The organism is Arthrobacter sp. TJ-178 (genome assembly GCF_058269275.1).
In genome coordinates, this window is sequence record NZ_JBZCNK010000001.1 from 419,500 (window position 1) to 444,782 (window position 25,283).

The window sequence follows — 25,283 nt, forward strand, 5'->3', positions numbered from 1 at the left end:
CGCCAAAAAACGCCGAGGGCCCCTGACTGCTGACGCGCAGCGGCAGCAGCCAGGGTAGGCGCTTTTTTAGCGCTTGGAGTACTGAGGTGCCTTGCGTGCCTTCTTGAGACCAGCCTTCTTGCGCTCGATGACGCGTGCGTCACGAGTCAGGAAGCCGGCCTTCTTCAGGGTCGCGCGGTTGTTGTCGCGGTCGATCTCGTTCAGCGACCGAGCCACGCCCAGGCGCAGTGCGCCGGCCTGGCCGGAGGGGCCGCCACCGTGGATGCGTGCGATAACGTCGTAGGCACCGTCGAGATCAAGGATCTTGAACGGTTCGTTGACGTCCTGCTGGTGCAGCTTGTTCGGGAAGTAAGCGGCCAGGTCGCGGCCGTTCACCAGCCACTTGCCGCTGCCCGGAACAACGCGCACGCGGGCAATTGCCTGCTTGCGGCGGCCAACAGCCGAACCGGCGACGGTCAGTGCCGGACGTTCCTTGACAGCAGCCTCAGCTGCATCAGGGGTTTCCGAGGTGTAGCTGGAAAGCTCCTCGGTTGTTTCATTGAGCTCTTCAGTGTTCTGAGCCACGATTCTCCTTGAATTAATTCTTTAGTTGGCGGGCCAGAACTACTGGGCGACCTGGGTGATTTCGAAGGTCTTGGGCTGCTGGGCTCCATGCGGGTGCTCTGCACCGCGGTAGACCTTGAGCTTGCTGATCTGCTGGGCAGCCAGGGAGTTCTTGGGCAGCATGCCGCGGATGGCCTTCTCAACTGCACGTACCGGGTTTGATTCCAGCAGCTCTGCGTAGTTGACGGAGGACAGGCCGCCCGGGTAACCCGAGTGGCGGTAGGCACGCTTCTGTTCGAGCTTGGCGCCGGTGAGGGCAACCTTCTCAGCGTTGATGATGATGACGAAATCGCCCATATCCATGTGGGGAGCGAAGGTCGGCTTGTGCTTTCCGCGCAGCAGTGTTGCGGTCTGGCTGGCAAGACGGCCTAGGACAACGTCGGTGGCGTCAATGACGTGCCACTGGCGGTTGATGTCGCCGGGCTTCGGGGTGTACGTACGCACGGTTTTTGCCTTCGTTTCTTCTTCTTAGGTGGCGCGGACCATATGGATGCCATATGTTCCGCAGCTTCTCTATGCGTTTACCGGATGGTCAGGTGAGGACTGATGTAACCAGTGGTCCTGATGTACTCGGCTATTTCCCCGGGGCCAGGTGGCTCTGCAACTGAGCCGCTCCCGTGGGCATAGACCTATCGAGGTAGGACACGCACAACGACTATAAACAATAGCCTGCTTCCCGGGCCAGGTCAAAAACCCGGCAGGGCCCGCATCGCGCGCGTGCTCTCCGCCCGGCGCCGCATCTCTTCCTCGGGTGGATACCTCACCTCTTCGAGGATCAAAGGGTGCGGCGGGGCCAGCATGGAGTCCGAGTCCCTGATGCGGGCCTGGAGCCTGCGCCCCAGCCATTCCGGGCTCCGCTCCCCCGCTCCCACGAGGACTGCTCCGCCAACAAGCGAGCGGACCATGTTGTGGCAGAAAGCGTCCGCCTGCAGATGGGCCTCGATCACGCCGTCAGGCCGCCGGAGGAAGGAGAACTCCTGGAGCTCCCGGATAGTGGTGGAGCCGGTGCGCGGTTTACAGAAGGACAGGAAATCCCGAACGCCCAGGACCTCTTCCGCAGCCCGGTTCATGCGGTGCTCGTCCAGGGCGAAGTCATGCCACAGGGTCACGGAGCGGGTCAGCGGGTCCCGGCTGGCTTCGCGGTCCGCTATCCGGTAGCTGTACCGGCGCCACAGGGCGGAAAAGCGCGCGTCGAACCCCTCGGGAGCCAGAGCCGCGGAGTGGACGGTTATGGCCCCCTCCATGGCATGTATGACCCGCTTGGCAGCCTTGGCTTTGCGCAGGGGCATGGTGAGGTCCTTGTTCAGGATTCCCCGCATGCGCCGAAGCAGTGCCTCTTCCGGGGTGAGCGCCGCTCCGCGGGTCAGACCGTTCCATTCCGCGCCGGTGAGGTCGAAATGAACCACCTGTCCGCGGGCATGGACACCGGAGTCCGTCCGGCCGGCCACGGTTACCCGCACGGGCCTGCGGATCAGGACTTCGAGGGCTGCCTCGAGGCTGCCCTGGACGGTGGGCAGGTCATCCTGGGCGGCCCACCCGTAAAAGGAGGCGCCGTCGTAGGACAGGTCCATCCGGACACGAAAAAGCCCGCCGTCCTCTGCAGGTACGGCGGGCCTTTCGATACTCATGCCCTCAATATTAAGGGACGGAGTGCGAGAGGAAAAATTACTTCTTCTCTTCGGTTTCTACGACTGCTTCGGGTGCCTCTTCGGACACGACGACTGCCTCGTCGGCAGAATCAACCGAGTCGGCAGACTCAGCGGAATCGACCGAGTCAGCGGACTCAGCGGAATCAGCAGATTCAGGGGACTCAACCGGAGCTGACACAGCAGCTGCGGTTTCGGCCTCGGCCACTACGGCCTGCTTGGCCGAGAGGGGCTCCAGAACCAGTTCGATGACAGCCATGGGAGCGTTGTCGCCCTTGCGGTTGCCGATCTTGGTGATGCGGGTGTAGCCGCCGTCGCGCTTCTCGACTGCCGGAGCAATGTCGGTGAAGAGCTCGTGGACAATACCCTTGTCCGAGATCAGGCCCAGGACGCGACGGCGGGAAGACAGGTCTCCGCGCTTTGCGAACGTGATCAGACGCTCGGCGTAGGGACGCAGGCGCTTGGCCTTCGTCACCGTGGTGGTGATCTGCTTGTGCTCGAACAGCTGGGCTGCCAGGTTCGCCAGCATCAGGCGCTGGTGGGCCGGGCTGCCTCCGAGGCGCTTACCCTTGGTGGGTGTAGGCATTACTTTTTCTCCTCAAACGGTGCCGCACGCGACGTTAGCGTCCGCACGGCAATATTTTGCGTGTGTTAGAGCTCGTCGTCCGAGTATTCGGACTCGTCCTCTTCAATAGCTGCGGCACGGGCGGCCAGATCAAACCCGGGAGGGGAATCCTTCAGGGACAGACCCAGCTCGACCAGCTTTGCCTTTACCTCATCAATGGACTTTGCACCGAAGTTGCGAATGTCCATCAGGTCAGCCTCGGAGCGGGCAACGAGTTCACCCACAGTGTGGATGCCTTCACGCTTGAGGCAGTTGTAGGAACGCACGGTCAGCTCAAGGTCTTCGATCGGCAGTGCCATGTCGGCGGCCAGTGCGGCATCCGTGGGGCTCGGGCCAATTTCAATACCTTCAGCAGCGCTGTTCAGTTCACGGGCCAGGCCGAACAGTTCAACCAGGGTGGTGCCGGCAGAGGCGACTGCGTCGCGCGGTGCAATGGCATCCTTGGTCTCAACGTCAACGATCAGGCGATCGAAGTCGGTGCGCTGTTCAACACGGGTGGCTTCCACGCGGAAGGTCACCTTCAGGACCGGTGAGTAGATGGAGTCAACCGGAATGCGGCCGATCTCCTGGTCACCGGACTTGTTCTGGCTGGCGGAAACGTAGCCGCGCCCGCGTTCGATGGTCAGCTCGAGTTCGAACTTGCCCTTCGAATTCAGGGTGGCAATGTGCAGATCCGGGTTGTGGAACTCCACGCCGGCCGGCGGAGCAATGTCCGCAGCCGTGACGACGCCGGGACCCTGCTTGCGCAGGTAGGCGACCACGGGCTCGTCGTGCTCCGAGGAGACCGACAGGTTCTTGACGTTCAGGATGATCTCGGTGACATCTTCCTTCACGCCCGGAACCGTGGTGAACTCGTGCAGCACGCCGTCGATGCGAATGCTGGTTACTGCAGCACCCGGGATCGAGGACAGGAGCGTACGGCGGAGGGAGTTGCCAAGGGTGTAGCCGAAACCGGGTTCCAGCGGTTCGATGATGAACCGTGAACGGTTGTCAGCTACGACTTCTTCAGTGAGGGTGGGGCGCTGTGCAATGAGCACTTGCATTTCCTTTCAGCGAGCGTCCGCTATATGACGCAACACAAATGGTGGAAACGACGACGACGGGTCTTTCCGCGGGCGTCTTGGACGGCTTAACAGCCACGTGCCCGGAGCCGGAGGCGTCCGATGGGCGGCCCGCCCCCAAAAGGGTGGACCGCCCGCCGGATATTACCGGAACCGCAAGTGCTGCTTAGACGCGGCGGCGCTTCGGGGGACGGCAGCCGTTGTGCGCGCTCGGGGTGACGTCCGAAATGGAGCCAACCTCCAGGCCGGTGGCCTGGAGCGAGCGGATAGCGGTTTCGCGGCCGGATCCCGGACCCTTCACGAAGACGTCGACCTTGCGGACGCCGTGCTCCTGGGCACGCTTTGCAGCGGCTTCAGCAGCCATCTGCGCAGCGAACGGGGTGGACTTACGCGAGCCCTTGAAGCCAACCTCACCGGCGGAAGCCCATGAGATAACAGCACCGGACGGGTCCGTGATGGACACGATGGTGTTGTTAAAGGTGCTCTTGATATGCGCCTGGCCCAGCGCGATATTCTTCTTATCCTTGCGACGCGGTTTGCGGACCGCTCCACGAGTCTTGGGGGGCATTACTTCTCCTACAAAGAGTTTGGTTTTGGTGGCCCGCTAAAGGGGCCGTAGCCTCACACCGCTAGGTTTAGCGGGCGGCCTTCTTCTTACCGGCAACCGTACGCTTCGGGCCCTTGCGGGTACGAGCGTTGGTCTTCGTGCGCTGGCCGTGAACGGGCATGCCACGACGGTGGCGGATACCCTGGTAGCTGCCGATTTCAACCTTGCGGCGGATGTCAGCGGCTACCTCGCGGCGGAGGTCACCCTCAACCTTGAAGTTGCCCTCGATGTAGTCACGCAGCTGAACGAGTTCAGCATCCGTGAGGTCCTTGACGCGAGTGTCCGGGCTGATGCCGGTCTCTGCCAGGGTCTGGTCTGCACGGGTCTTGCCCACGCCGTAGATATAGGTAAGCGCAATCACTACCCGCTTTTCGCGGGGAATGTCAACGCCAGCGAGACGTGCCATATTGGCGGTTCTCCTCTTGTGTCACCGGAGGTCTGAAGCAGTGCGTCCCTGTTGCCAGGTCCCCGGCCTCCGTGCCGGGGGTATGCGCTACGCGTATCAGCGCTGCACTGCCATATTGAATTACTACTACGCGTGGGCCGTCCCTGAGAGCAGGAAATTAGCCCTGGCGCTGCTTGTGGCGCGGGTTCTCGCAGATCACCATGACTCGACCGTTACGGCGAATCACCTTGCACTTATCGCAGATCTGCTTGACGCTCGGCTGGACCTTCATGGTTATCCTTTGCGTGGTTGCAGGGTTGTACCGCAGGGCAGCCGTCGTCCCAAATGTCCGGGACGCTGGTTGGTGCGGGTCTTTATTTGTAGCGGTAGACGATACGGCCCCGAGTGAGGTCGTACGGGCTAAGTTCCACCACAACGCGGTCTCCGGGGAGGATGCGAATGTAGTGTTGACGCATCTTTCCCGAGATGTGTGCGAGCACAATGTGGCCGTTGGCCAGCTCAACGCGGAACATCGCGTTGGGCAGGGCTTCGTTGACCGAGCCCTCAATCTCAATGACGCCGTCTTTCTTGGCCATATCCTCCGCTAACGTCTGTGTCCGTGCGCATGCGCGCAGGACGGTTTATGTCTTTGGTTCCCTCGGTGCTTCCGCCGCACTTCCCGCGCGGCAGGCCGTTTTGAAGCGGCCTGTGACGTTGGAATTGGGCACGAATGTAGAGACAACCAACAGATAACACTACTCGACACCGGCCATTAAGTTAAATCCCGCCGGCGCCGGCCCGCAAGCCGCAAAAGGCAGCAGCCCGCCCCGGGAATCCGGAACGGGCTGCGCAGCACGCGGGCGGGGCCTAGTCTTCGGGAATCGGCACCGGCGTCACGCCCAGCGGGGCAAGCCGTGAAGCTCCTCCGTCAGGGGACGAAAGAACCCAGATTCCCTTGTCATGGATGGCAACGGAATGCTCCCACTGGGAGGCACGCGACTTGTCCGTGGTCACCACGGTCCAGTCATCCTCCAGCGTGACAGTCTCGATCTTGCCCCGGACCAGCATCGGTTCGATCGCCAGGCAGAGACCGGGGCGCAGCTTGGGTCCGTTGTGCGAGGTCCGGTAGTTCAGCACATCCGGGGCCTGATGCATTTCCGTTCCGATGCCGTGGCCGACGTAGTCCTCGAGGATTCCCAGCGGCTTGCCCGGAACGCCCGAAACATAATCGTCGATGGCCGCGCCGATGTCCCCCACGAAGCGGCCCTTGGCGGCAGCGGCGATGCCGTGCCACATGGCTTCCTCCGTGACGTCCGACAGCCGCTGGTCCTCCGGATCCGCAGTTCCGACAATGACCGTACGGGCAGAGTCCGAATGCCATCCGCGGACCACGGCGCCGCCGTCGATCGAGAGGATGTCCCCGTCCTCCAGCACACGCTCCCCCGGGATGCCGTGCACAACCTCTTCATTGACTGACACGCACACCGTTGCCGGGTAGTCGTGGTAGCCGAGGAAGTTCGAGGTTGCGCCGGCCTCCTTGAGCACTGCTGCGAATGCTGCGTCAATGTCCGCGGTGGTTGCCCCCACCACCGCGGACTCGACAGCCGCATCCAGCGCCCGGATCAGCACGAGGCCCGCTTCGCGCATGGTGCGCATCTGCGAGTTGGTTTTGTATTGGATTCGAGGCTGGCCGAACATATCTCTTCTAACTCTTTAGTGAATATCCTTGAGGGCTTCCATCACGCGCTCGGTGACATCGTCGATGCCGCCCAGCCCGTCCACCCGAGCCACGATGCCGCGGCTGTCATAGCTGGCGACGACGTCGGCGGTCTGGGCCTTGTAGAGCTCCAGGCGGTGGCGGATGACTTCCTCGTTGTCGTCGGCGCGTCCTTCGATCTCGGCACGCTTGAGCAGCCGCTGCACGAGCTCTTCGTCATCGGCGGTCAGCTGCAGGACGACGTCGAGCCTCTGGCCCTTGCTGGCCAGGATGTCGTCCAGTTCCTCAACCTGCGCAGCGGTGCGCGGGTAACCGTCCAGGAGGAAGCCGTCCTTGACGTCGTCTTCCATGAGCCGGGCACGCACCATCTTGTTGGTGACGGAGTCCGGAACAAAGTTTCCGGCGTCGATGTACTTCTTGGCCTCGACGCCCAGCGGTGTTTCGTTCTTTACGTTGGTCCGGAAGATGTCACCGGTGGAGATTGCCGTGACTCCCAGCCGCTCCGAAATTCGGGCGGCCTGGGTACCTTTACCGGCGCCGGGAGGCCCGATAATGAGCATTCTTGTCATCGCAATAACCCTTCATAGTGACGTTGCTGCAGTTGTGCATCAATCTGTTTGACTGTTTCGAGCCCCACGCCAACCATGATGAGGATCGAGGTTCCGCCGAACGGGAAGTTCTGGTTGGCTCCAATCGCCACCAGGGCGATCAGCGGAATCAGGGCGACAATGCCCAAGTAGATGGCGCCGGGCAGAGTGATGCGGGAAAGCACGTACTGCAGGTACTCGGCGGTGGGACGGCCGGCCCGGATGCCGGGGATGAAGCCGCCGTACTTCTTCATGTTTTCGGAGACTTCCTCCGGGTTGAACGTGATCGACACGTAGAAGTACGTGAAGAACACGATCAGCAGAAGGTAGACCGCCATGTAGACCGGGTGATCGCCCTTGGTCAGGTAGTTGTTGATCCAGACCACCCATCCCGGCGGAGTGCCTTCGGAGGGAGTGTTGAACTGGGCGATCAGCGACGGCAGGTAAAGCATGGAGGACGCGAAGATCACAGGAATCACGCCGGCCATGTTGACCTTGATCGGGATGTAGGTGTTGGTGCCGCCGACGGTGCGGCGTCCGACCATCCGCTTGGCGTACTGGACCGGGATGCGCCGCTGGGACTGCTCGACGAAGATCACGAGGGCCACCACCAGCACACCAAGGGCCAGGACGCCCAGGAAGACCGTCCAGCCCTGGGCGCTGAGGATCGCACCGAGGGAGCTCGGGAAACCGGCGGCAATGGACGTGAAGATCAGCAGGGACATGCCGTTGCCGACGCCCTTTTCCGTGACCAGTTCACCCATCCACATGATGAGGCCGGTGCCGGCGGTCAGCGTGATGATCAGGAGCAGGATCGTGATGATGCTGTCGTCCGGGATGATCGGCACGGAGCAGGCGTTGTTGAACAGCGCACCGGTGCGGGCCAGGGAGACCACCGTGGTGGCATTGAGCAGGCCCAGGGCAATGGTCAGGTAACGCGTGTACTGGGTCAGCTTTGACTGACCCTGCGCGCCTTCCTCATACAGTGCCTGGAAGTGCGGGATCACAACGCGCAGCAGCTGAACGATGATGCTGGCGGTGATGTACGGCATGATGCCCAGGGCAAAGATGGAGACCTGCAGCAGGGCGCCGCCGCTAAATAGGTTAACGAATTCGTAGAGGCCACCCGAAGTGGCACCCAGAGCTAAGCACTGCTGTACATTGCCGTAGTCAACACCCGGGGCCGGGATAAAAGCACCCATGCGGAAGATAGTGATGATTCCCAGCGTAAACAACAGCTTGCGTCGCAGGTCTGGCGTCCGGAAAGCCCGGCCAATAGCGCTAAGCAAGCGTCCTCCTGAATGAGATCTGAAGTATATGAAGTCCGATTGGACTGGTAACAAAAACAGAGTCTATCCGCTCAAGCTCCGTACAACGTTAACGGAGCCCGCGGCGTGGTAGTGCCTTAAAACAAAACTAAACCCCCGGCGGGCCGCATTGCGACCCGCCAAGAGTTTAGTTCACGTCCTGCTTGCCGCGCAGGCGACGTCGGGGGCCGGTTTCCCGGCCGCCCGAAGTCGCTGCACGAAACGGACACGGTGCTTAGAGCGCCGTGGTCGTTCCGCCTGCTGCGGTGATCTTCTCTGCCGCACTGGCGGAGAAGGCATCGGCGGTGACATTCACCTTGACGGTGATGTCGCCGGTTCCGAGGACCTTGACGGGCTGGTTCTTGCGAACGGCACCCTTGGCAACCAGATCGGCAACCGTGACGTCGCCGCCTTCGGGGAACAGCTCCGAGATCTTGTCCAGGTTTACAACCTGGAACTCGACGCGGAACGGGTTCTTGAAGCCGCGAAGCTTCGGCAGGCGCATGTGCAGCGGCAGCTGGCCGCCGGCAAAACCGGCCTTGACCTGGTAACGCGCAGCCGTACCCTTGGTACCGCGGCCTGCAGTCTTACCCTTGGAACCTTCACCGCGGCCAACACGGGTCTTGGCCGTCTTGGCACCGGGTGCCGGACGCAGGTGGTGGACCTTGAGCGCGTGCTCGTTGTTGTTTTCTTCGGCCATGTTAATTCGCCTCCTCAACCTTCACGAGGTGCGGAACCGTGTTGATCATGCCAACGGTCACGGCGTCTGCGGTACGAACGGTGGTAGCACCGATGTGTCGCAGGCCCAGTGAGCGCAGCGTGTCCTTCTGATTCTGCTTACCACCGATGGTGGACTTAATCTGAGTAATCTTCAGGGTTGCCGTGCTGACGGCAACGTTCTTCGGAGTAGTCATCAGGCACCTGCCTTCTGCATGTTGCGGAGCATCGCAGCAGGCACAACCTCGTCCAGCGGCAGGCCGCGGCGTGCAGCCACTGCCTGAGGCTCTTCGAGGCGCTTCAGCGCATCAACCGTGGCGTGCACGATGTTGATGGCGTTGGAGGACCCGAGCGACTTGGACAGTACGTCGTGGATGCCGGCGCATTCGAGAATGGCGCGGACCGGACCACCGGCGATAACACCGGTACCCGGGGAAGCCGGACGCAGCAGGACGACGCCTGCAGCAGCTTCACCCTGGACCAGGTGCGGGATGGTTCCACCGATGCGCGGGACGCGGAAGAAAGTCTTCTTGGCTTCTTCAACAGCCTTCGCAATTGCGGAGGGAACTTCCTTGGCCTTGCCGTAACCAACGCCGACCATGCCGTTGCCGTCACCGACAACTACCAGAGCGGTGAAGCTGAAGCGACGACCACCCTTGACAACCTTGGCAACGCGGTTGATGGTCACGACGCGTTCAATGAACTTGTCCTTCTCATCGTTGCGTCCGCCATCGCGGCCACCGCGGCCACCGCGTTCGCCGCGGCCTCCACGGTCGGAGCGCTGCTCGCCCTTGCGTCCGCCGCGGCGGTCGTCAGTGGCGGGAGCGGCGGCGTCCTTGGTCTCAGTTGCCTCAGCAGCTGTAGCTTCAGTCACCTGATTTTCCTTTTCCTTGTTTACCTCGGTCACAGTGCCAGCCCACCTTCACGTGCGCCGTCTGCAACTGCAGCAATGCGGCCGTGGTAGCGGTTACCACCGCGGTCAAAGACAACGGCTTCGACGCCGGCAGCCTTGGCGCGCTCTGCAACGAGCTCGCCAACGCGCTTGGACTTGGCGGTCTTGTCGCCTTCCAGTGCGCGCAGGTCAGCTTCCATGGTGGAAGCCGATGCCACGGTTACGCCGCGGGTGTCATCGACAACCTGGACGAATACGTGGCGGGCCGAGCGGTTTACCACCAGACGCGGGCGAGCCGCGGAACCGGAGATACGCTTGCGGATACGAAGCTGGCGGCGGTTACGCGCAGCCGACTTGCTCTTGGAATTGCGCTTCTTATTAATGCTGATGGCCATGGTTACTTACCAGCCTTTCCGACCTTGCGGCGGACAATCTCGCCGGCATAACGAATACCCTTGCCCTTGTAGGGATCGGGCTTGCGCAGCTTGCGGATGTTGGCCGAAACCTCGCCCACCTGCTGCTTGTCGATGCCGGACACTGTGACCTTCGTGGGGCCCACGACGGTGAGCGTGATGCCCTCGGGTGCCGAGACCGGAACCGGATGGCTGTAGCCCAGGGCGAACTCGAGGTCCGAGCCCTTGGCCACTACGCGGTAACCGGTACCAACGATTTCCAGGTCCTTCTTGTAACCCTCGGTCACACCAGTGATCATGTTGCTGATCAGGGTGCGGGTCAGGCCGTGAAGGGCACGGGATTCGCGCTCGTCGTTCGGACGGGCAACGGTGATGGTGCTGTCGTCAATGGTGACGGTGATCGGGCTGGGCACAGTGTGGCTCAGCTCTCCCTTGGCACCCTTGACGGATACAACGTTGCCGTTGATCGCGATATCTACTCCGGCAGGAACCGGGATGGGCAGACGTCCAATACGTGACATTTTTCTTTCCCTTCCCTGCTACCAGACGTAGGCGAGGACTTCCCCACCTACACCCTTCTTGGCGGCCTGGCGGTCGGTCAGGAGACCTGACGACGTCGACAGGATTGCGATACCCAGACCACCGAGAACACGCGGCAGGTTAGTGGACTTCGCGTAAACGCGCAGACCGGGCTTGGAGATACGACGCACGCCGGCGATGGAACGCTCGCGGTTCGGACCGAATTTGAGATCAAGGGTCAGCTTCTTGCCAACCACGGCTTCTTCTTCCTTCCAGCCGGCGATGTAGCCCTCGGCCTTCAGGATGTCAGCAACGCGCGCCTTGAGCTTGCTGTAAGGCATGGACACGGAATCGTGATATGCCGAGTTTGCATTGCGCAGACGCGTGAGCATATCTGCGACAGGATCTGTCATTGTCATTGGGCTCTTGCCCTCCCTCGTAACGGTTTCCTGCGGATATCCGGCTCAGGCGCACCTGGCCGGGAGTCCGTCGGACCTGTTACGTAGTAATTAATCTTCGGATTTGAACGGGAAGCCGAGCGCCTTCAGCAGCGCGCGTCCCTCGTCATCGGTCTTTGCGGTGGTAACCACGGTGATGTCCATGCCGCGTACGCGGTCGATCTTGTCCTGATCGATTTCGTGGAACATCGACTGCTCGGTCAGACCGAACGTGTAGTTGCCGTTGCCGTCGAACTGCTTGCCGTTCAGGCCGCGGAAGTCGCGGATACGCGGCAGAGCCAGGGTGACCAGGCGGTCGACGAATTCCCACATGCGGTCTCCACGCAGAGTTGCGTGGCAACCGATGGGCATGCCTTCGCGCAGCTTGAACTGTGCGATCGACTTGCGGGCCTTCGTGACCTGCGGCTTCTGACCCGTGATCTGGGTCAGGTCCTTGACTGCACCGTCAATGAGCTTGGAGTCCTTAGCGGCATCTCCAACACCCATGTTCACAACCACCTTGACAAGGCGGGGAACCTGGTTGACGTTCGAGTAGTTGAATTCGTCCTGCAGGGTCTGCTTGATTTCCGCTGCGTAGCGGGTCTTCAGACGGGGGACGGTCTTGGTGACGGTCTCAGTCATTAGAGGTCCTTCCCAGAGCCCTTAGCGACGCGGATACGCACAGTGCGCTCACGGCCGTCTTTTTCGACGATTTCCTGGCGGTAGCCAACACGGGTCGGCTTCTTCGTTTCCGGGTCAACCACTGCAACGTTGGAAACGTGGATGGGGGCTTCGACGGTCTCGATGCCACCGGTCTTGGAGCCCTTGGAGGACTGTCCGACCTTGGTGTGCTTCTTAACTGTGTTGACGCCTTCAACCAGAACGCGGTTGGTGTCGGTGTAAACCTTCAGAACCTTGCCCTGCTTGCCGCGGTCGCCGCCGCGGTCAGCCTTTGCACCGGTGATGACCTGAACCAGGTCACCCTTTTTGATTTTTGCCATGGACTACAGCACCTCCGGAGCCAGCGAAATGATCTTCATGAACTTCTTGTCGCGAAGTTCGCGGCCGACCGGGCCGAAGATGCGGGTACCGCGGGGGTCTCCGTCATTCTTCAAGATCACTGCAGCGTTCTCATCGAACTTGATGTAGGAACCGTCCTGGCGGCGGCGTTCCTTCTTGGTACGGACGATGACGGCCTTGACCACGTCGCCCTTTTTGACGTTGCCGCCGGGAATTGCATCCTTGACGGTGGCAACGATGGTGTCGCCAATGCCTGCGTAGCGACGGCCGGATCCACCGAGAACGCGGATGGTCAAGATTTCCTTGGCACCCGTGTTGTCGGCGACCTTCAGTCGCGACTCCTGCTGAATCACTTATTACTCCTGTCGTCGCGCCGGTTCTCAATATGAGCCTTGCGGAACGGATATGGGTGGACCCCGTAATACTGGTACTCAGCACCTCCCCGCCAGGGGTGCACCGCGGCGGACCGCGGCAAAGTGCCGAACAAGATTATCGGGCTTTTGTCTCATACGGCGGTGAGGAAGAGCAGTTCAAAACTGGACACACTTCCGCACCGCACAGACAAGATTTCAAGTTTATCGCGAAAGGGCCCCGGAAGCGAAATCGGATGATAACGCGGCCGGGGCCCTGTCGCCGGTTGGCGGTTGCCGGCGGGCTCATCCCAAGGGGATCAGCCCGCCGGCGCCCGGCCGGATGTACTGCTGGTTACTTAGCCTTTTCGAGGATCTCGACCAGGCGCCACCGCTTCGTAGCGGAGAGCGGCCGGGTTTCGGCGATCAGCACGAGGTCTCCAACGCCGGCAGCATTCTGCTCGTCGTGGGCCTTGAGCTTCGAAGTGCGGCGAAGCACCTTGCCGTACAGGGCGTGCTTGACGCGGTCTTCAACCTGAACAACGACGGTCTTATCCATCTTGTCAGAAACCACGTAGCCGCGTGCGGTCTTCCGGTCCCCGCGGGGCTCGGCTCCGTTTGCGTCAGTTGTCACTGCTGCCTCATTCTTGTTTTCACTCATTTGGCATCATCCTCAGCGACCTTGGCTTCAGCTTCAGACTCAGTAGCCTTCTTCTTGGACTTCTTCGCTGCCTTTTCAGGAGCTGCTTCCTCAACGGGAGCAACAACCTCGGGACGAATCCCCAGCTCGCGCTCACGCAGCACGGTGTAGATACGTGCGATGTCGCGCTTTACTACGCGCAGACGGCCGTGGCTTTCCAGCTGACCGGTTGCGGACTGGAAGCGCAGGTTGAACAGCTCTTCCTTGGCCTTGCGAAGTTCCTCAACGAGACGGTCCTTATCGAAGCCGTCAAGCTGCTTCGGTGCCAGTTCCTTTGAACCAATTGCCATTTCTATTCACCACCCTCGCGACGCACAATGCGTGCCTTCAACGGCAGCTTATGGATCGCCAGGCGCAGGGCCTCGCGAGCTACCTCTTCATTAACACCGGAGATCTCGAAGAGAACGCGACCCGGCTTGACGTTTGCAACCCACCACTCCGGAGAACCCTTACCGGAACCCATGCGGGTTTCGGCCGGCTTCTTCGTCAACGGACGGTCAGGGTAGATGTTGATCCAGACCTTACCGCCGCGCTTGATGTGGCGCGTCATGGCAATACGTGCAGCTTCGATCTGGCGGTTGGTGACATACGCAGGCGTCAAAGCCTGGATGCCCCACTCGCCGAAGCTGACTGCGGTGCCGCCGGTTGCAGCGCCGGAACGACCCGGGTGGTGCTGCTTACGGAACTTGACTCGACGTGGGATAAGCATTTAAGCCTGTCCTCCTTCTGCTGCGGGGGCAGCTGCCTCAGCGGCCGGAGCCTCTGCAGCAGCAGGAGCGGCAGCCTTGTCGCCGCGCTCGGGACGACGACGACGGTCGCCGCCACGGTCTCCGCGGTCAGCCGGGCCACGGCCCGGACGGTCGCTGGAGCGGCCGCGGGACGGTGCAGCAGCCTGCTGTGCAGCCAGTTCCTTAGCGGTGACGTCGCCCTTGTAGATCCAGACCTTCACGCCAATGCGGCCGAAGGTGGTCTTGGCTTCGAAGAAACCGTAGTCGATCTGCGCGCGGAGGGTGTGCAGGGGCACACGGCCTTCGCGGTAGAACTCCGAACGGCTCATTTCAGCGCCGCCCAGACGGCCGGAGCACTGGATACGGATACCCTTGGCGCCGGCACGCTGTGCGGACTGGATGGCCTTCTTCATCGCACGGCGGAAAGCCACGCGGGAAGAGAGCTGCTCAGCAACGCCCTGGGCAACAAGCTGTGCTTCCATCTCGGGGTTCTTGACCTCGAGGATGTTCAGCTGAACCTGCTTGCCCGTGAGCTTCTCCAGCTCGCCGCGGATGCGGTCTGCTTCAGCGCCGCGGCGGCCGATAACGATACCCGGGCGGGCCGTGTGGATATCCACGCGGACACGGTCACGGGTGCGCTCGATCTCAACCTTGGCGATGCCGGCACGGTCCATGCCGGTGGACATGAGCTGACGGATCTTGATGTCCTCGCGGACAAAGTCCTTGTAACGCTGGCCCGGCTTGTTGCTGTCAGCAAACCAGTGCGATACGTGGTCAGTGGTGATGCCGAGTCGGAACCCGTGCGGGTTTACCTTCTGTCCCACTTAGCGTTCCTCCTCGATTTTGGGGGTTGCGACAACCACAGTGACGTGGCTGGTCCGCTTGTTGATGCGGTACGCGCGGCCCTGTGCACGGGGCTGGAACCGCTTCATGGTGGGCCCTTCGTCAACGAATGCTTCGCTGATGAAGAGGTCACCCTCGTCGAAGGCCACGCCGTCACGGTCCGCGAGGACTCGTGCGTTGGCCATGGCCGACTGAACTACCTTAAGTACCGGCTCCGATGCTGCCTGGGGGGCAAACTTCAGAATTGCCAGAGCCTCATTCGCTTGCTTGCCACGAACAAGGTTGACGACGCGCCGGGCCTTCATAGGCGTTACGCGGATATGACGCGCAATTGCCTTGGCTTCCATTGCTTTCCTTCTCTCGTCTTCTGCCGAAAGAGCAGCGCCTAGCGGCGCTTGCCCTTGCGGTCGTCCTTCACATGGCCGCGGAATGTCCGCGTCAGAGCGAATTCGCCGAGCTTGTGCCCGACCATCGACTCGGTGACAAACACCGGAATGTGCTTACGTCCGTCATGAACGGCGATCGTGTGCCCGAGCATGTCGGGGATGATCATCGAACGACGGGACCACGTCTTGATGACGTTCTTGGTGCCCTTTTCGTTTTCGGCCGCTACCTTAAGGAACAGGTGCTGGTCGACGAAGGGGCCTTTCTTCAGGCTGCGTGGCATGTTTCCAGGCTCCTATCGCTTGTTCTTGCCGGAACGACGGCGACGCACAATGAGGTTGTCGCTCTCTTTATTGGGGCGGCGTGTGCGGCCTTCGCGCTTACCGTTCGGGTTGACCGGGTGGCGTCCACCGGAGGTCTTACCTTCACCACCACCGTGCGGGTGGTCGACCGGGTTCATGGCGACACCGCGGACGGTCGGGCGTACGCCCTTCCAGCGCATACGGCCAGCCTTACCCCAGTTGATGTTCGACTGCTCGGCATTGCCGACCTCGCCGATGGTTGCGCGGCAGCGTGCGTCAACGTTGCGGATTTCACCGGAAGGCAGTCGCAGCTGGGCGAAGCGGCCTTCCTTGGCAACAAGCTGAACCGATGCACCGGCGGAGCGGGCCATCTTGGCGCCGCCGCCCGGACGCAGCTCAACTGCGTGGATGGTGGTACCCACGGGGATGTTGCGCAGGGGCAGGTTGTTGCCGGGCTTGATATCAGCGCCGGCTCCGGCCTCTACGTGGTCGCCCTGCTTGAGCTTGTTCGGAGCGATGATGTAACGCTTGGTGCCATCAACGTAGTGCAGCAGCGCAATGCGAGCGGTACGGTTCGGATCGTATTCGATCTCGGCAACGCGAGCGTCGACGCCGTCCTTGTCGTGGCGGCGGAAGTCGATCAGACGGTACTGACGCTTGTGTCCACCACCCTTGTGCCTGGTCGTGATCTTACCGGTGTTGTTACGGCCGCCCTTTTTGGGCAGCGGGCGTACCAACGACTTTTCCGGCGTCGACCGCGTGATTTCGGTGAAGTCGGCTACGCTCGAGCCGCGACGGCCCGGGGTAGTCGGCTTGTATTTACGGATTCCCATTATTTATTCCTCGTTAAAGTGGTCTCCGCCCTAGCTGAGCGGACCGCCGAAGATGTCGATTGTGCCGTCCTTCAGGGTGACAATGGCGCGCTTGGTGTTCTTGCGCTGTCCCCATCCGAACTTGGTCCGCTTGCGCTTACCGGCACGGTTGATGGTGTTGATCGAGTCGACCTTGACGGAGAAGATTTTCTCCACGGCCAGCTTGATCTCGGTCTTGTTGGAGCGGGGGTCGACCAGGAAGGTGTACTTACCTTCGTCGATCAGGCCGTAGCTCTTTTCCGAAACGACGGGTGCAAGCACTACGTCGCGAGGGTCCTTAGCGGTGGTCGCGCTCACTTGGCGTCCTCCTTGACAGTGTTCTTGCCGACGAACTCGTCGTAGGCAGCCTTGGTGAAGACCACGTCGTCGGCAACCAGCACGTCGTACGTGTTCAGCTGATCTACGTAGATCACGTGAACAGCGGTGAGGTTACGCACGGACAGTGCAGCAACGTCGTTGGCGCGCTCGATGACAACGAGCATGTTCTTGCGCTCGGTAAGTGAACGCAGGGACTCGCGTGCAGCCTTGGTGGACGGCGTTTCGCCGGCTACCAGGGTTTCCAGCACGTGGATGCGGCCGTTGCGTGCCCGGTCGGAGAGTGCTCCGCGAAGTGCGGCGGCAATCATCTTCTTGGGGGTGCGCTGGCTGTAGTCGCGGGGCGTCGGTCCGTGAACCACGCCACCACCGGTCATGTGAGGAGCACGGATGGAACCCTGACGGGCGCGGCCGGTACCCTTCTGCTTGAACGGCTTGCGGCCTGCACCGGAGACCTCTGCGCGGGTCTTCGTCTTGTGCGTACCCTGGCGGGCAGCTGCAAGCTGAGCAACTACTACCTGGTGCAGAAGCGGAACGTTCGTCTGAACGTCGAAGAGCGCTGCGGGGAATTCAACAGTGGTTTCGTTAGCCATGAGACTAAGCTCCCTTCACGGCGGTGCGTACGAGGACGACCTGGCCGCGGGCGCCGGGAACGGCACCCTTGATCAGAAGCAGCGACTTCTCAGCGTCCACACCGTGAACCGTGAGGTTCATCGTGGTGTGGCGGACGGCGCCCATACGGCCAGCCATCCGAACGCCCTTGAAGACGCGGCCCGGGGTGGATGCGCCACCGATGGAACCGGGCTTACGGTGGTTCTTGTGTGCACCGTGGGAGGCACCGACGCCGTGGAAGCCGTGACGCTTCATGACACCGGCAAAGCCCTTGCCCTTGGAGGTTCCGGTGACGTCGACCTTCTGGCCGGCTTCGAAAATCTCAACGGAGAGTTCCTGGCCCAGCTCGTAGGTGTCGGCGTCTGCGGTGCGCAGTTCAACAACGTGGCGGCGAGGCGTAACGCCTGCCTTTTCAAAGTGGCCGGCCAGCGGCTTGGTCACCTTGCGCGGGTCGATCTGGCCGTAGCCGATCTGAACGGCGGTGTAGCCGTCCTTTTCCGCGTTGCGCAGCTGAGTAATGACGTTGGAGTCAGCCTGGACAACCGTGACGGGGATGAGCTTGTTGTTCTCGTCCCAGACCTGGGTCATGCCCAGCTTGGTGCCCAGAAGGCCCTTGACCTGGCGTGTAAGTGAAGTAGACATAAGTATCCGCTCCCCCCCTACAGCTTGATTTCGATGTTCACGTCTGCAGGCAGGTCAAGACGCATCAGCGAGTCAACGGCCTTAGGCGTGGGGTCAATGATGTCGATCAGACGCTTGTGCGTGCGCATTTCAAAGTGCTCGCGGCTGTCCTTGTACTTGTGCGGCGAACGGATAACGCAGTACACGTTCTTTTCCGTGGGCAGCGGCACGGGGCCTACTACCGTTGCGCCTGCACGCGTGACCGTCTCAACGATCTTCCGTGCTGATACGTCGATGACCTCGTGGTCATACGACTTCAGCCGGATGCGGATTTTTTGTCCCGCCATGGCGTCGTGCCTCTTTCTTCGAGTATTGCTCTCTGTACAGTTTTTGTACCTAGCTGCCTTTACGGCCTGGCACTCCTCCAACAGACTGAATCCGGATAAATCCGGGTTCCTCACCCTGCCGAGGCTCCGACCCCCGCGCTCGGGCGTGTCGCGGATGCTGTATCTGCGACGCCCTGGGCAAGATTGGGGGCGGGTTATATATGGGCTTTTCCCCTGAAGGATTCGACCCTGCATCAGGCATTATCCTGACCGGGACGCAATCTCATCACGTTCCTTTTGCCGATCTGTTCAGATCAACCGGAGACATGTGGGCACAAAAGCGCTTGAACAACTTCTCTAGTCTGCCAGAACGGCGGCGATAGCGCCAATCGGCGGCATCGCTGCCGTCGGGCCCGCCGCGGTCATCCGCAGCTGTTTGGCCCTGTATTGCTTTGTTCGGACTCAGGGTGCGAGCAGCCCTGCGCCATTGGCCTCCGCGTATGCGGCTGCCGTGGCCGGCCCTTGTCCGCTAAGCCAACGTTCCCCAGTTTAGCGCAGGGGAATGGACGCGGAAAACCGCGGGCAGCGCAGCCCCTTGCGCCTAGGGCCGGCGGTTTGATCGGCGAATCCGCTTTGTCCGGTCAATTTCACGGCGAAAAGTGCGCCGTCCCCAGACAACGGCTCCGGCCACAGCCACAATAACGGCAAGGATGATCAACAGTTCCATCAGACGATCCTAGACCAACCGCTGTCCGGTCCACAGACAGTGCGGCGAACGGGGGTTAGGGACCGGACTCCGCGGCAGTGTCTGTCCGCACCCGGTTCAGCCGCCAGACGGCGAGGGTAATCAGTGCCGCGGCCAGCAGCGCCAGCAGCAGAAAGGTGTAACCGCGCAGGTACCAGAGGACGGCAAAGGCGACTCCGGCCGCTCCCCACACCGTAAAAACCCTCCTGCTGGTCAGGACTCCGAAGACCAGCAGCCCGGCATGGGCCAGCAACGCCCACACCTGTTCGCCGGCATCGGCACTCGCCACTGTAGTCAATCCTGTGCCGGAGAGCAGTGCCGCTGATACCGACAGGACGACAGTTGCGCGTTGTCCGCGGTTCCGCAGGAACTCGTAGCAGGCAAGCACGGCCAGGGAGAGAACCCAGAATTGAAGAGCCCAAAACCATCCCATGTCCTCGGTGAAGTACCAAATGATGCGCTGTACCGCCACGGCGGCCACGAGTGCCGCTGCTTCGGCTGCGATTTCCCTGCGGGCAGGCGGAAATTGAGCGGCTGCCGCAGCTGCAGCGCAGACGAGGACCACTGATCCGTATACCGCGGAGACATTGGAGGTGGACATTGCTGCGGCAGCCGCTCCCGCGGCAATCACGCTGGCACCGGTACCAAGAATGCGCTGGCGCAGCACCGTTCCGGGGTCCTGGGGCAGCACAGAGCATACGAAACGAACGGCATACAGGCACAGGGCAGAGGTGAAGCCCGGCCACAGCTGGGCTGCACCTGGCAGCGGCCGGACTCCGAGAATGTCTTGGACCAGCCAGGCGTGGATCAGAAAGGCCGCGGCCAGGGTCCCGAGAGGAGTTGCCGCAGCGAGCCACGGCATTTTTCTGGTGAAGGAAACACAGAAGCAGACACCGGCCAGCAGCAGGACGCCCAACCCGGCAAGCAGGCTGTTGTTGTCCACCTCGGCAAGCGGCAGCACCAGAACCGGATAAGCAACGGCAGCGGCGAGCAGGGGATTGCGGATGCCGGGCCCGGCACCCCGCCGAGTCTCACCGAAGAGGGCTGCCGCCCCCAGCGCCAGCAACGTTCCCGACGCTGCGGCAATGGAAAGAGGAGAGCCGGACGAGCCGGGTTCCCCCGGAGTGCCGCCGCCGGCGAAGTCGAAAACGGGTGAAAGCACCAGCGGCAGCATTCCCAGCGCGTACGCACCGGGGTAGAGGTCATTTCCGGTTCGGTTCTTCACGACGGCCGTGAGGCACACGCCGAGGAGCAGTATCAGCGACAGGGTCACCACATGCCGCCTGGGCTGCGCACCGGTGATGAAGAAGTAAGCAAAGGGGAGCAACACCAGCACCGCGGTGCTCCCCCACCGGGCGGCCAGGGCCAGTTGTCCCAAACCACTCTGGACAATCCGGTCCTGCAGGACCGTTCGCAGCATTTGCTGCACTGCCACCGAGACTGCAACGGCAACGAACAACCCGTGGACACTGACCTCCAGATCCGCTGCCACCAAGGCTGACAGCACCGTCAGAAGCACCTGGCCCGCCAGCAGATACACGCCCCGCACCTCCGCCCTCGCCCAGCGCATGGCCAGGAACCCGCAGTACAGCAGGCCCGCAGCGGCCAGTACTTCATACCCGCGCACGCCAAGGATTCCCGCACCCGCCGCGGCCGCGGCAGCAAAGCCTGCCGGAGCCACCCACTCAAGCCATGCCCTGACGTCAAAGAACCTGTGCAGCAACACCGATGTGAGGATGCTAACCACCAGTGCCGCTGCCAGAACGCCCAGCGTCACCGCGCTGCGGGGATCCTCCACGACGCGCAGCCACACCGTCAGCACCGGCACCAGCACCATTGCCACGCCGAGCGTTGCAACAGCCTCCCGCACCGGCCGGCCGGCAATTGTCCGGGCGACCGCAGCCGCCTGCGCAAAGAGTGTCAGTCCGGCCGCGATAGACAGCAACAGCAGATATGTCCCGGTTTGCGGCCGTGCAGCTATGAGGATGTAGGCAACCGGCAGCAGCACCAGCACCGCGACGCTCCCCCACTGGGCGACCAGCGCCAGCTGTCCCAAGCCAACGCCGGCAAACCGGTCCTGGAGCACCGTACGCAGCATTTGCTGCGCCGCCACAGACACCGCAACGACAATAAACAACCCGTGAACGCCGACTTCCAGATCAGCCGCGGCCAGCGCCGCCAGCACTGTCAGCAGCACCTGGCCTGCCAGCAGATACACGCCCCTGGCCTGTTCCCTGGCCCAGCACATCGCCATCAAAGCGCAGTATGCCAGCCCCGCACCGGCCAGCACCTCATACCCGCGCACGCCAAGAAGTCCCGCACCCACCACAGCCGCAGCGGCAAATCCTGCCGGAGCCACCCACTCAAGCCATCCCCTGTCCGCAAAGAACCTGCGCAGGAACAACGACGTCAGGGTATTAACCATCAATGCCGACACCAGGACTGCCAGCGTCACTGAGCTGCGCGGATCCTCCACAAAGCGCAGCCATACGGTCAGCAACGGCACCAGCGCCGCTGCGACCCCCAGAGTTGCATCAGCAAACAGCGTAGGCTTCCCCGCGGCTTCCAGATACACGGACATGGCCTGGTTCAGCAGCACCGCTGACGTCGTGAGCGTCAAAGACCAGATCCAGATGTCCGTTGCTCCAGCTCCCCCTGCTTCCAGGGAGGCAACCGCCAGGACGGGCACCAGGCCGGTGGCCGCGGCCCGTGCCGCCAGGGCAAAGCTCTGGCGGCACGGGCCGGTCGCGCGCACAGCCCTGACGCACAGGTATGCAAGCAGGAGCCCGCCCAGCAGGACAGCAGGCCAAAGGGTTCCTCCGTCAGCGTGGAAGATTCGCGGAATGAATCCGAGGATTATCGCTGCGGCTGCCGGGGCCGCGGTGGGTCCTGCAGTCAGTTTCGCCTCGGCTGTCATGAACGTCAGCAGCACCAGAACCGCCGTGGCCGTGAACACAGGGATGCTGCCGCCGGTGTGGTCCATGCCGTAGAACCCCGAGGCCAGGCCCGTCAGTGCCTGAACTCCCAGCAGGACAGCGAGGTCCGCGCCGAAGAACTTCCTGCCCCCGGCGGCGTTGTAATACCGGCGCCAGACAAACAAGCCGGCAACCTGCAGGGACAGGAGAAGGGCAAGAACCAGGAGGGACTGGCCGGCGTCCCCGGTGAGTTTATAAGCCAGCACGCTCAGGCCGGCGGTGACGGAAATCCGGAATCCGTAGCTGCTGAAGAGACGTTCCCGACGCCTGCTCTGCAGGAAGACCACGGCGTAATAACCGGCAAATGAGAGGAAAAGGAAGGAGAACTGCCACCCTCCCAGCTCCTTTGCAGTCAGCACCGCAACACCCGCCGTCGCCGGGACCAGATAACGGTGGGAATGGACAAAGGCATCGAGGTAGATATTCCTGAGCCATGCCGGACGATGCATGGCCAACAGGGAGATTGCCGTGGCCAGCAGGACCGTGAACAGGAAGTACCAGACGATTCCGGATCGCATGGCGGCGCCGGAGGCCAGCGCGGTGGAAAGCAGGAAAGTCATGGACAGGTAAGCGACGACGCGGCTGTCCAGCTTCGCTGCCGCGTAGGCGAACGCTGCAGTCCCGACACCTGATGTGGCCAGCCATGCCAGCGGGGCATCGTGCAGCACAAGGTTATTCAGGGCCAGGCCCACCACCGGAATCAGCGCCAGCCCGGTTCCGGTAAATGCCACGCCGGCCGGGCGGAGCCGGCGGCTGCGGGCGTGCACGGCCAACCCGCCCCCGTAGAAAAACACGGCCACTGCCGTGACACCGGCAAAGCGTGCGGACTCGGGGATCGCCAGCCCGATAAACAGCGACGCCGCCGCGACCAGCAGCAGACAGGCAGCATAGAGCGTGATGTTGATGTTGCGCAGGTCGCGCTGTTGTTTACGGGCTTCTTCCACAGCAGCCGTTGCTGCAGCTTGTGCGGGATCCGGAAGCGGGACAGGCGGAGGAGCGGCCGCACGCGGCCGGGCAGGGCCCGCCACCCGAGGGGTTGCCGGCGGAGGACCAGCCAGACGCGGCGTCGTTGGCGGACCGGCCGGCTGCGGCAATTTCCGGGCGCCGGGAGTGGCGGGCAAATCAGCTGCAGCGGGTGACGAGGGTGAAGGCGCAGCAGCCCTTTCGGCGGGCGCTTTCGCGCTCACTGTGAGCACTCCTGCGCGAACGGCACCGGACGCTGTCCGGTAGCCAACGTCATACCCGTCGCCGTATGCCCGGGCAAGAAGTTCCGCCTGGTCCGGCTCCCCAAGTCCCTCGGCCTGCTCGGCCACCGCACCGGCGGCGGGCCTGCTGCCCCGAACGAACCAGCCGATGCCAAAGCCCAGCACCAGCACCAGCACCAGCACCAGCACCAGCACCAGCATGACCACTATCCCCATTGCGAAACCCCCGGTAGGCGAGACCGAAACTGCTTCACAGCATAGTGGCGCCGTATGAACGCGCGGGCACTTAGTCAGTATCTGGGGATAACGGCATGCCCGGGAACCTCCGAGCTGAAGCCGCGTTAACGCAAGAACGTCCCCGCTGCTTGCGCAACGGGGACGTTCATCGGTTTGTTTCCAGGCCCGAAGGCCGGATCCTTACCGAAGATTCAGCAAGTAAATGAAATTACTTGATGATCTTGGTGACGCGGCCTGAACCAACGGTGCGGCCACCTTCACGGATAGCGAAGCCGAGGCCTTCTTCCATGGCGATGGGCTGGATGAGCTCAACGGTCATCTCAGTGTTATCGCCGGGCATAACCATTTCCGTGCCCTCAGGCAGGGTGATAACGCCGGTTACGTCCGTGGTACGGAAGTAGAACTGCGGGCGGTAGTTCGAGTAGAACGGGTTGTGGCGTCCGCCTTCATCCTTGGACAGGATGTAGACGTTGGCCTCGAAGTCGGTGTGCGGGGTAATGGAACCCGGCTTCACGATGACCTGGCCGCGCTCTACGTCTTCGCGCTTGATGCCGCGGAGCAGGAGACCACAGTTCTCGCCTGCCCATGCTTCGTCAAGCTGCTTGTGGAACATCTCGATACCGGTAACCGTGGTCTTCTGGACCGGACGGATACCGACGATCTCGACCTCGGAGTTGATGGCAAGGGTACCGCGCTCGGCGCGGCCCGTGACAACAGTTCCACGACCGGTGATCGTGAAGACGTCCTCGATCGGCATCAGGAACGGCTTGTCCTTGTCGCGGATCGGGTCCGGCACGTTGTTGTCAACGGCGTCCATCAGCTCTTCAACGGAAGCAACCCACTTCGGGTCGCCTTCCAGAGCCTTGAGGCCGGAGACACGTACGACGGGAGCGTTGTCGCCGTCGAATTCCTGGGAGCTCAGCAGTTCGCGAACTTCCATTTCAACGAGGTCCAGCAGTTCCTCATCGTCGACCATGTCGGACTTGTTCAGTGCGACCAGCAGGTAGGGAACACCAACCTGGCGGGCGAGCAGAACGTGCTCGCGGGTCTGAGCCATCGGACCGTCGGTAGCGGCAACCACGAGGATTGCGCCGTCCATCTGAGCTGCACCAGTAATCATGTTCTTGATGTAGTCAGCGTGACCGGGGGCGTCTACGTGTGCGTAGTGGCGCTTCTCGGTCTGGTACTCGATGTGCGAGATGTTGATGGTGATGCCGCGCTGGCGCTCTTCAGGTGCAGAGTCGATAGCAGCGAAATCGCGCTTTTCATTCAGATCAGGGTACTTGTCAGCAAGCACCTTCGAAATGGCAGCGGTCAACGTCGTCTTTCCATGGTCAACGTGACCAATGGTGCCGATGTTGACGTGCGGCTTAGTCCGCTCGAACTTTGCCTTCGCCACGGGTTCCTCCTAGAAAGGTTGAAGACTCAATCTCCAACAGCGCTTCTCGCTGCTGAAACTGATGTAAGTCTACTGGGGGCTGTTTATTTGATGAAATTGCCGTTTATCCGCAGCAGCCTGGCGAGGCCGCTCA

At 62.0% G+C, this 25,283-nt stretch carries 35 protein-coding genes; all 35 read right to left on the reverse strand.

Going from position 1 to position 25,283, the window contains the following annotated elements; all coding sequences use genetic code 11:
* Nucleotides 1-66: 66 nt before the first annotated feature.
* The gene (gene rpsI / locus AC4D2Q_RS01910) at nt 67-564 is read right to left on the reverse strand and encodes a 30S ribosomal protein S9 (protein WP_400931210.1); all 498 of its coding nucleotides are present in this window, start codon (nt 562-564) and stop codon (nt 67-69) included.
* A 39-nt stretch (nt 565-603) separates the two neighbouring features.
* Nucleotides 604-1,047 (reverse strand): 50S ribosomal protein L13, encoded by a 444-nt coding sequence (rplM, locus tag AC4D2Q_RS01915; protein ID WP_104052711.1) that lies wholly within the window; start codon nt 1,045-1,047, stop codon nt 604-606.
* A 242-nt stretch (nt 1,048-1,289) separates the two neighbouring features.
* Nucleotides 1,290-2,231: a tRNA pseudouridine(38-40) synthase TruA gene (gene truA, locus AC4D2Q_RS01920; RefSeq protein WP_490944552.1), complete on the reverse strand. Its 942-nt coding sequence runs from the start codon at nt 2,229-2,231 to the stop codon at nt 1,290-1,292.
* Nucleotides 2,232-2,268: 37 nt separating this feature from the next.
* Nucleotides 2,269-2,835, reverse strand: a complete 567-nt coding sequence (rplQ, locus tag AC4D2Q_RS01925) for a 50S ribosomal protein L17 (RefSeq protein WP_490944555.1) — start codon at nt 2,833-2,835, stop codon at nt 2,269-2,271.
* Nucleotides 2,836-2,900: 65 nt separating this feature from the next.
* Nucleotides 2,901-3,911: a DNA-directed RNA polymerase subunit alpha gene (locus AC4D2Q_RS01930; protein ID WP_104052714.1), complete on the reverse strand. Its 1,011-nt coding sequence runs from the start codon at nt 3,909-3,911 to the stop codon at nt 2,901-2,903.
* Between the two features lie 190 nt (nt 3,912-4,101).
* Nucleotides 4,102-4,503 carry a 30S ribosomal protein S11 gene (gene rpsK / locus AC4D2Q_RS01935; protein ID WP_104052715.1) on the reverse strand — a complete coding sequence of 134 codons (402 nt, stop codon included), beginning with the start codon at nt 4,501-4,503 and terminating at the stop codon, nt 4,102-4,104.
* A 67-nt stretch (nt 4,504-4,570) separates the two neighbouring features.
* Complete coding sequence (gene rpsM / locus AC4D2Q_RS01940; RefSeq protein ID WP_104052716.1) at nt 4,571-4,948, reverse strand: 30S ribosomal protein S13; 378 nt, start codon at nt 4,946-4,948, stop codon at nt 4,571-4,573.
* A 157-nt stretch (nt 4,949-5,105) separates the two neighbouring features.
* The gene (gene rpmJ / locus AC4D2Q_RS01945; RefSeq protein WP_012397712.1) at nt 5,106-5,219 is read right to left on the reverse strand and encodes a 50S ribosomal protein L36; all 114 of its coding nucleotides are present in this window, start codon (nt 5,217-5,219) and stop codon (nt 5,106-5,108) included.
* 82 nt (nt 5,220-5,301) lie between these two features.
* Nucleotides 5,302-5,523 (reverse strand): translation initiation factor IF-1, encoded by a 222-nt coding sequence (infA, locus tag AC4D2Q_RS01950; protein ID WP_055239372.1) that lies wholly within the window; start codon nt 5,521-5,523, stop codon nt 5,302-5,304.
* Nucleotides 5,524-5,794: 271 nt separating this feature from the next.
* Nucleotides 5,795-6,625 carry a type I methionyl aminopeptidase gene (gene map, locus AC4D2Q_RS01955; protein ID WP_490926461.1) on the reverse strand — a complete coding sequence of 277 codons (831 nt, stop codon included), beginning with the start codon at nt 6,623-6,625 and terminating at the stop codon, nt 5,795-5,797.
* A gap of 15 nt (nt 6,626-6,640) precedes the next feature.
* A complete protein-coding gene (locus AC4D2Q_RS01960) occupies nt 6,641-7,213 on the reverse strand; it encodes an adenylate kinase (protein WP_490944557.1) in 573 nt (190 codons plus the stop codon).
* Entirely contained in the window at nt 7,210-8,520 is a 1,311-nt protein-coding gene (secY, locus tag AC4D2Q_RS01965) for a preprotein translocase subunit SecY (protein ID WP_490926459.1), read from the reverse strand. The genes AC4D2Q_RS01960 and secY overlap by 4 nt, the downstream gene beginning before the upstream one ends.
* Before the next feature lie 253 nt (nt 8,521-8,773).
* Nucleotides 8,774-9,238 (reverse strand): 50S ribosomal protein L15, encoded by a 465-nt coding sequence (rplO, locus tag AC4D2Q_RS01970; RefSeq protein WP_400931196.1) that lies wholly within the window; start codon nt 9,236-9,238, stop codon nt 8,774-8,776.
* Nucleotide 9,239: 1 nt separating this feature from the next.
* Nucleotides 9,240-9,452 carry a 50S ribosomal protein L30 gene (rpmD, locus tag AC4D2Q_RS01975; RefSeq protein WP_104052721.1) on the reverse strand — a complete coding sequence of 71 codons (213 nt, stop codon included), beginning with the start codon at nt 9,450-9,452 and terminating at the stop codon, nt 9,240-9,242.
* On the reverse strand, nt 9,452-10,129 hold the full coding sequence (rpsE, locus tag AC4D2Q_RS01980) for a 30S ribosomal protein S5 (protein WP_181032224.1): 678 nt from the start codon (nt 10,127-10,129) through the stop codon (nt 9,452-9,454). The genes rpmD and rpsE overlap by 1 nt, the downstream gene beginning before the upstream one ends.
* Before the next feature lie 29 nt (nt 10,130-10,158).
* A complete protein-coding gene (gene rplR / locus AC4D2Q_RS01985; RefSeq protein ID WP_490926458.1) occupies nt 10,159-10,542 on the reverse strand; it encodes a 50S ribosomal protein L18 in 384 nt (127 codons plus the stop codon).
* Between the two features lie 2 nt (nt 10,543-10,544).
* On the reverse strand, nt 10,545-11,081 hold the full coding sequence (gene rplF, locus AC4D2Q_RS01990; protein WP_490944559.1) for a 50S ribosomal protein L6: 537 nt from the start codon (nt 11,079-11,081) through the stop codon (nt 10,545-10,547).
* 18 nt (nt 11,082-11,099) lie between these two features.
* Nucleotides 11,100-11,498 (reverse strand): 30S ribosomal protein S8, encoded by a 399-nt coding sequence (gene rpsH, locus AC4D2Q_RS01995; protein ID WP_104052725.1) that lies wholly within the window; start codon nt 11,496-11,498, stop codon nt 11,100-11,102.
* Between the two features lie 90 nt (nt 11,499-11,588).
* Nucleotides 11,589-12,158: a 50S ribosomal protein L5 gene (gene rplE, locus AC4D2Q_RS02000; RefSeq protein WP_490926455.1), complete on the reverse strand. Its 570-nt coding sequence runs from the start codon at nt 12,156-12,158 to the stop codon at nt 11,589-11,591.
* Nucleotides 12,158-12,517, reverse strand: coding sequence for a 50S ribosomal protein L24 (gene rplX / locus AC4D2Q_RS02005; protein WP_400931187.1), 360 nt, complete (start codon nt 12,515-12,517; stop codon nt 12,158-12,160). Before rplX ends, rplE begins: the two co-directional genes overlap by 1 nt.
* 3 nt (nt 12,518-12,520) lie before the next feature.
* Entirely contained in the window at nt 12,521-12,889 is a 369-nt protein-coding gene (gene rplN / locus AC4D2Q_RS02010) for a 50S ribosomal protein L14 (RefSeq protein WP_055239356.1), read from the reverse strand.
* Between the two features lie 352 nt (nt 12,890-13,241).
* Nucleotides 13,242-13,547, reverse strand: a complete 306-nt coding sequence (gene rpsQ, locus AC4D2Q_RS02015) for a 30S ribosomal protein S17 (RefSeq protein ID WP_490926454.1) — start codon at nt 13,545-13,547, stop codon at nt 13,242-13,244.
* The gene (gene rpmC, locus AC4D2Q_RS02020) at nt 13,544-13,876 is read right to left on the reverse strand and encodes a 50S ribosomal protein L29 (RefSeq protein WP_268910959.1); all 333 of its coding nucleotides are present in this window, start codon (nt 13,874-13,876) and stop codon (nt 13,544-13,546) included. Before rpmC ends, rpsQ begins: the two co-directional genes overlap by 4 nt.
* A gap of 2 nt (nt 13,877-13,878) precedes the next feature.
* The gene (gene rplP, locus AC4D2Q_RS02025; protein ID WP_104052731.1) at nt 13,879-14,295 is read right to left on the reverse strand and encodes a 50S ribosomal protein L16; all 417 of its coding nucleotides are present in this window, start codon (nt 14,293-14,295) and stop codon (nt 13,879-13,881) included.
* Nucleotides 14,296-15,138, reverse strand: coding sequence for a 30S ribosomal protein S3 (rpsC, locus tag AC4D2Q_RS02030; protein ID WP_341393392.1), 843 nt, complete (start codon nt 15,136-15,138; stop codon nt 14,296-14,298).
* Nucleotides 15,139-15,504 (reverse strand): 50S ribosomal protein L22, encoded by a 366-nt coding sequence (rplV, locus tag AC4D2Q_RS02035; protein WP_400931181.1) that lies wholly within the window; start codon nt 15,502-15,504, stop codon nt 15,139-15,141.
* Nucleotides 15,505-15,542: 38 nt separating this feature from the next.
* A complete protein-coding gene (gene rpsS, locus AC4D2Q_RS02040; RefSeq protein WP_104052734.1) occupies nt 15,543-15,824 on the reverse strand; it encodes a 30S ribosomal protein S19 in 282 nt (93 codons plus the stop codon).
* A gap of 12 nt (nt 15,825-15,836) precedes the next feature.
* Nucleotides 15,837-16,676 (reverse strand): 50S ribosomal protein L2, encoded by an 840-nt coding sequence (rplB, locus tag AC4D2Q_RS02045; protein ID WP_152219783.1) that lies wholly within the window; start codon nt 16,674-16,676, stop codon nt 15,837-15,839.
* Between the two features lie 30 nt (nt 16,677-16,706).
* A complete protein-coding gene (rplW, locus tag AC4D2Q_RS02050) occupies nt 16,707-17,012 on the reverse strand; it encodes a 50S ribosomal protein L23 (RefSeq protein ID WP_104052736.1) in 306 nt (101 codons plus the stop codon).
* Nucleotides 17,009-17,623 (reverse strand): 50S ribosomal protein L4, encoded by a 615-nt coding sequence (rplD, locus tag AC4D2Q_RS02055; RefSeq protein ID WP_400931178.1) that lies wholly within the window; start codon nt 17,621-17,623, stop codon nt 17,009-17,011. Before rplD ends, rplW begins: the two co-directional genes overlap by 4 nt.
* Nucleotides 17,624-17,627: 4 nt before the next feature.
* The gene (rplC, locus tag AC4D2Q_RS02060; RefSeq protein ID WP_400931176.1) at nt 17,628-18,284 is read right to left on the reverse strand and encodes a 50S ribosomal protein L3; all 657 of its coding nucleotides are present in this window, start codon (nt 18,282-18,284) and stop codon (nt 17,628-17,630) included.
* 17 nt (nt 18,285-18,301) lie between these two features.
* On the reverse strand, nt 18,302-18,610 hold the full coding sequence (gene rpsJ, locus AC4D2Q_RS02065) for a 30S ribosomal protein S10 (protein WP_003803825.1): 309 nt from the start codon (nt 18,608-18,610) through the stop codon (nt 18,302-18,304).
* Nucleotides 18,611-19,190: 580 nt separating this feature from the next.
* Nucleotides 19,191-19,316 (reverse strand): hypothetical protein, encoded by a 126-nt coding sequence (locus AC4D2Q_RS02070; protein WP_490926453.1) that lies wholly within the window; start codon nt 19,314-19,316, stop codon nt 19,191-19,193.
* A gap of 55 nt (nt 19,317-19,371) precedes the next feature.
* Nucleotides 19,372-23,730 (reverse strand): hypothetical protein, encoded by a 4,359-nt coding sequence (locus tag AC4D2Q_RS02075; protein WP_490944561.1) that lies wholly within the window; start codon nt 23,728-23,730, stop codon nt 19,372-19,374.
* A gap of 229 nt (nt 23,731-23,959) precedes the next feature.
* Nucleotides 23,960-25,150, reverse strand: a complete 1,191-nt coding sequence (gene tuf / locus AC4D2Q_RS02080; RefSeq protein WP_227892319.1) for an elongation factor Tu — start codon at nt 25,148-25,150, stop codon at nt 23,960-23,962.
* Between the last annotated feature and the right edge of the window lie 133 nt (nt 25,151-25,283).

Excerpts from the sequence above, each read along its gene's own strand:
- truA (WP_490944552.1), bottom strand. The coding sequence starts at position 2,231 with ATGAGTATCGAAAGGCCCGCCGTACCTGCAGAGGACGGCGGGCTTTTT.
- rplQ (WP_490944555.1), bottom strand. The coding sequence starts at position 2,835 with ATGCCTACACCCACCAAGGGTAAGCGCCTCGGAGGCAGCCCGGCCCAC.
- rpsK (WP_104052715.1), bottom strand. The coding sequence starts at position 4,503 with ATGCCCCCCAAGACTCGTGGAGCGGTCCGCAAACCGCGTCGCAAGGAT.
- rpsM (WP_104052716.1), bottom strand. The coding sequence starts at position 4,948 with ATGGCACGTCTCGCTGGCGTTGACATTCCCCGCGAAAAGCGGGTAGTG.
- rpmJ (WP_012397712.1), bottom strand. The coding sequence starts at position 5,219 with ATGAAGGTCCAGCCGAGCGTCAAGCAGATCTGCGATAAGTGCAAGGTG.
- infA (WP_055239372.1), bottom strand. The coding sequence starts at position 5,523 with ATGGCCAAGAAAGACGGCGTCATTGAGATTGAGGGCTCGGTCAACGAA.
- map (WP_490926461.1), bottom strand. The coding sequence starts at position 6,625 with ATGTTCGGCCAGCCTCGAATCCAATACAAAACCAACTCGCAGATGCGC.
- AC4D2Q_RS01960 (WP_490944557.1), bottom strand. The coding sequence starts at position 7,213 with ATGACAAGAATGCTCATTATCGGGCCTCCCGGCGCCGGTAAAGGTACC.
- rplO (WP_400931196.1), bottom strand. The coding sequence starts at position 9,238 with ATGGCCGAAGAAAACAACAACGAGCACGCGCTCAAGGTCCACCACCTG.
- rpmD (WP_104052721.1), bottom strand. The coding sequence starts at position 9,452 with ATGACTACTCCGAAGAACGTTGCCGTCAGCACGGCAACCCTGAAGATT.
- rplR (WP_490926458.1), bottom strand. The coding sequence starts at position 10,542 with ATGGCCATCAGCATTAATAAGAAGCGCAATTCCAAGAGCAAGTCGGCT.
- rplF (WP_490944559.1), bottom strand. The coding sequence starts at position 11,081 with ATGTCACGTATTGGACGTCTGCCCATCCCGGTTCCTGCCGGAGTAGAT.
- rpsH (WP_104052725.1), bottom strand. The coding sequence starts at position 11,498 with ATGACAATGACAGATCCTGTCGCAGATATGCTCACGCGTCTGCGCAAT.
- rplE (WP_490926455.1), bottom strand. The coding sequence starts at position 12,158 with ATGACTGAGACCGTCACCAAGACCGTCCCCCGTCTGAAGACCCGCTAC.
- rplX (WP_400931187.1), bottom strand. The coding sequence starts at position 12,517 with ATGGCAAAAATCAAAAAGGGTGACCTGGTTCAGGTCATCACCGGTGCA.
- rpsQ (WP_490926454.1), bottom strand. The coding sequence starts at position 13,547 with ATGAGTGAAAACAAGAATGAGGCAGCAGTGACAACTGACGCAAACGGA.
- rpmC (WP_268910959.1), bottom strand. The coding sequence starts at position 13,876 with ATGGCAATTGGTTCAAAGGAACTGGCACCGAAGCAGCTTGACGGCTTC.
- rplP (WP_104052731.1), bottom strand. The coding sequence starts at position 14,295 with ATGCTTATCCCACGTCGAGTCAAGTTCCGTAAGCAGCACCACCCGGGT.
- rplV (WP_400931181.1), bottom strand. The coding sequence starts at position 15,504 with ATGGAAGCCAAGGCAATTGCGCGTCATATCCGCGTAACGCCTATGAAG.
- rpsS (WP_104052734.1), bottom strand. The coding sequence starts at position 15,824 with ATGCCACGCAGCCTGAAGAAAGGCCCCTTCGTCGACCAGCACCTGTTC.
- rplB (WP_152219783.1), bottom strand. The coding sequence starts at position 16,676 with ATGGGAATCCGTAAATACAAGCCGACTACCCCGGGCCGTCGCGGCTCG.
- rplD (WP_400931178.1), bottom strand. The coding sequence starts at position 17,623 with ATGGCTAACGAAACCACTGTTGAATTCCCCGCAGCGCTCTTCGACGTT.
- rplC (WP_400931176.1), bottom strand. The coding sequence starts at position 18,284 with ATGTCTACTTCACTTACACGCCAGGTCAAGGGCCTTCTGGGCACCAAG.
- rpsJ (WP_003803825.1), bottom strand. The coding sequence starts at position 18,610 with ATGGCGGGACAAAAAATCCGCATCCGGCTGAAGTCGTATGACCACGAG.
- AC4D2Q_RS02070 (WP_490926453.1), bottom strand. The coding sequence starts at position 19,316 with ATGGAACTGTTGATCATCCTTGCCGTTATTGTGGCTGTGGCCGGAGCC.
- AC4D2Q_RS02075 (WP_490944561.1), bottom strand. The coding sequence starts at position 23,730 with ATGGGGATAGTGGTCATGCTGGTGCTGGTGCTGGTGCTGGTGCTGGTG.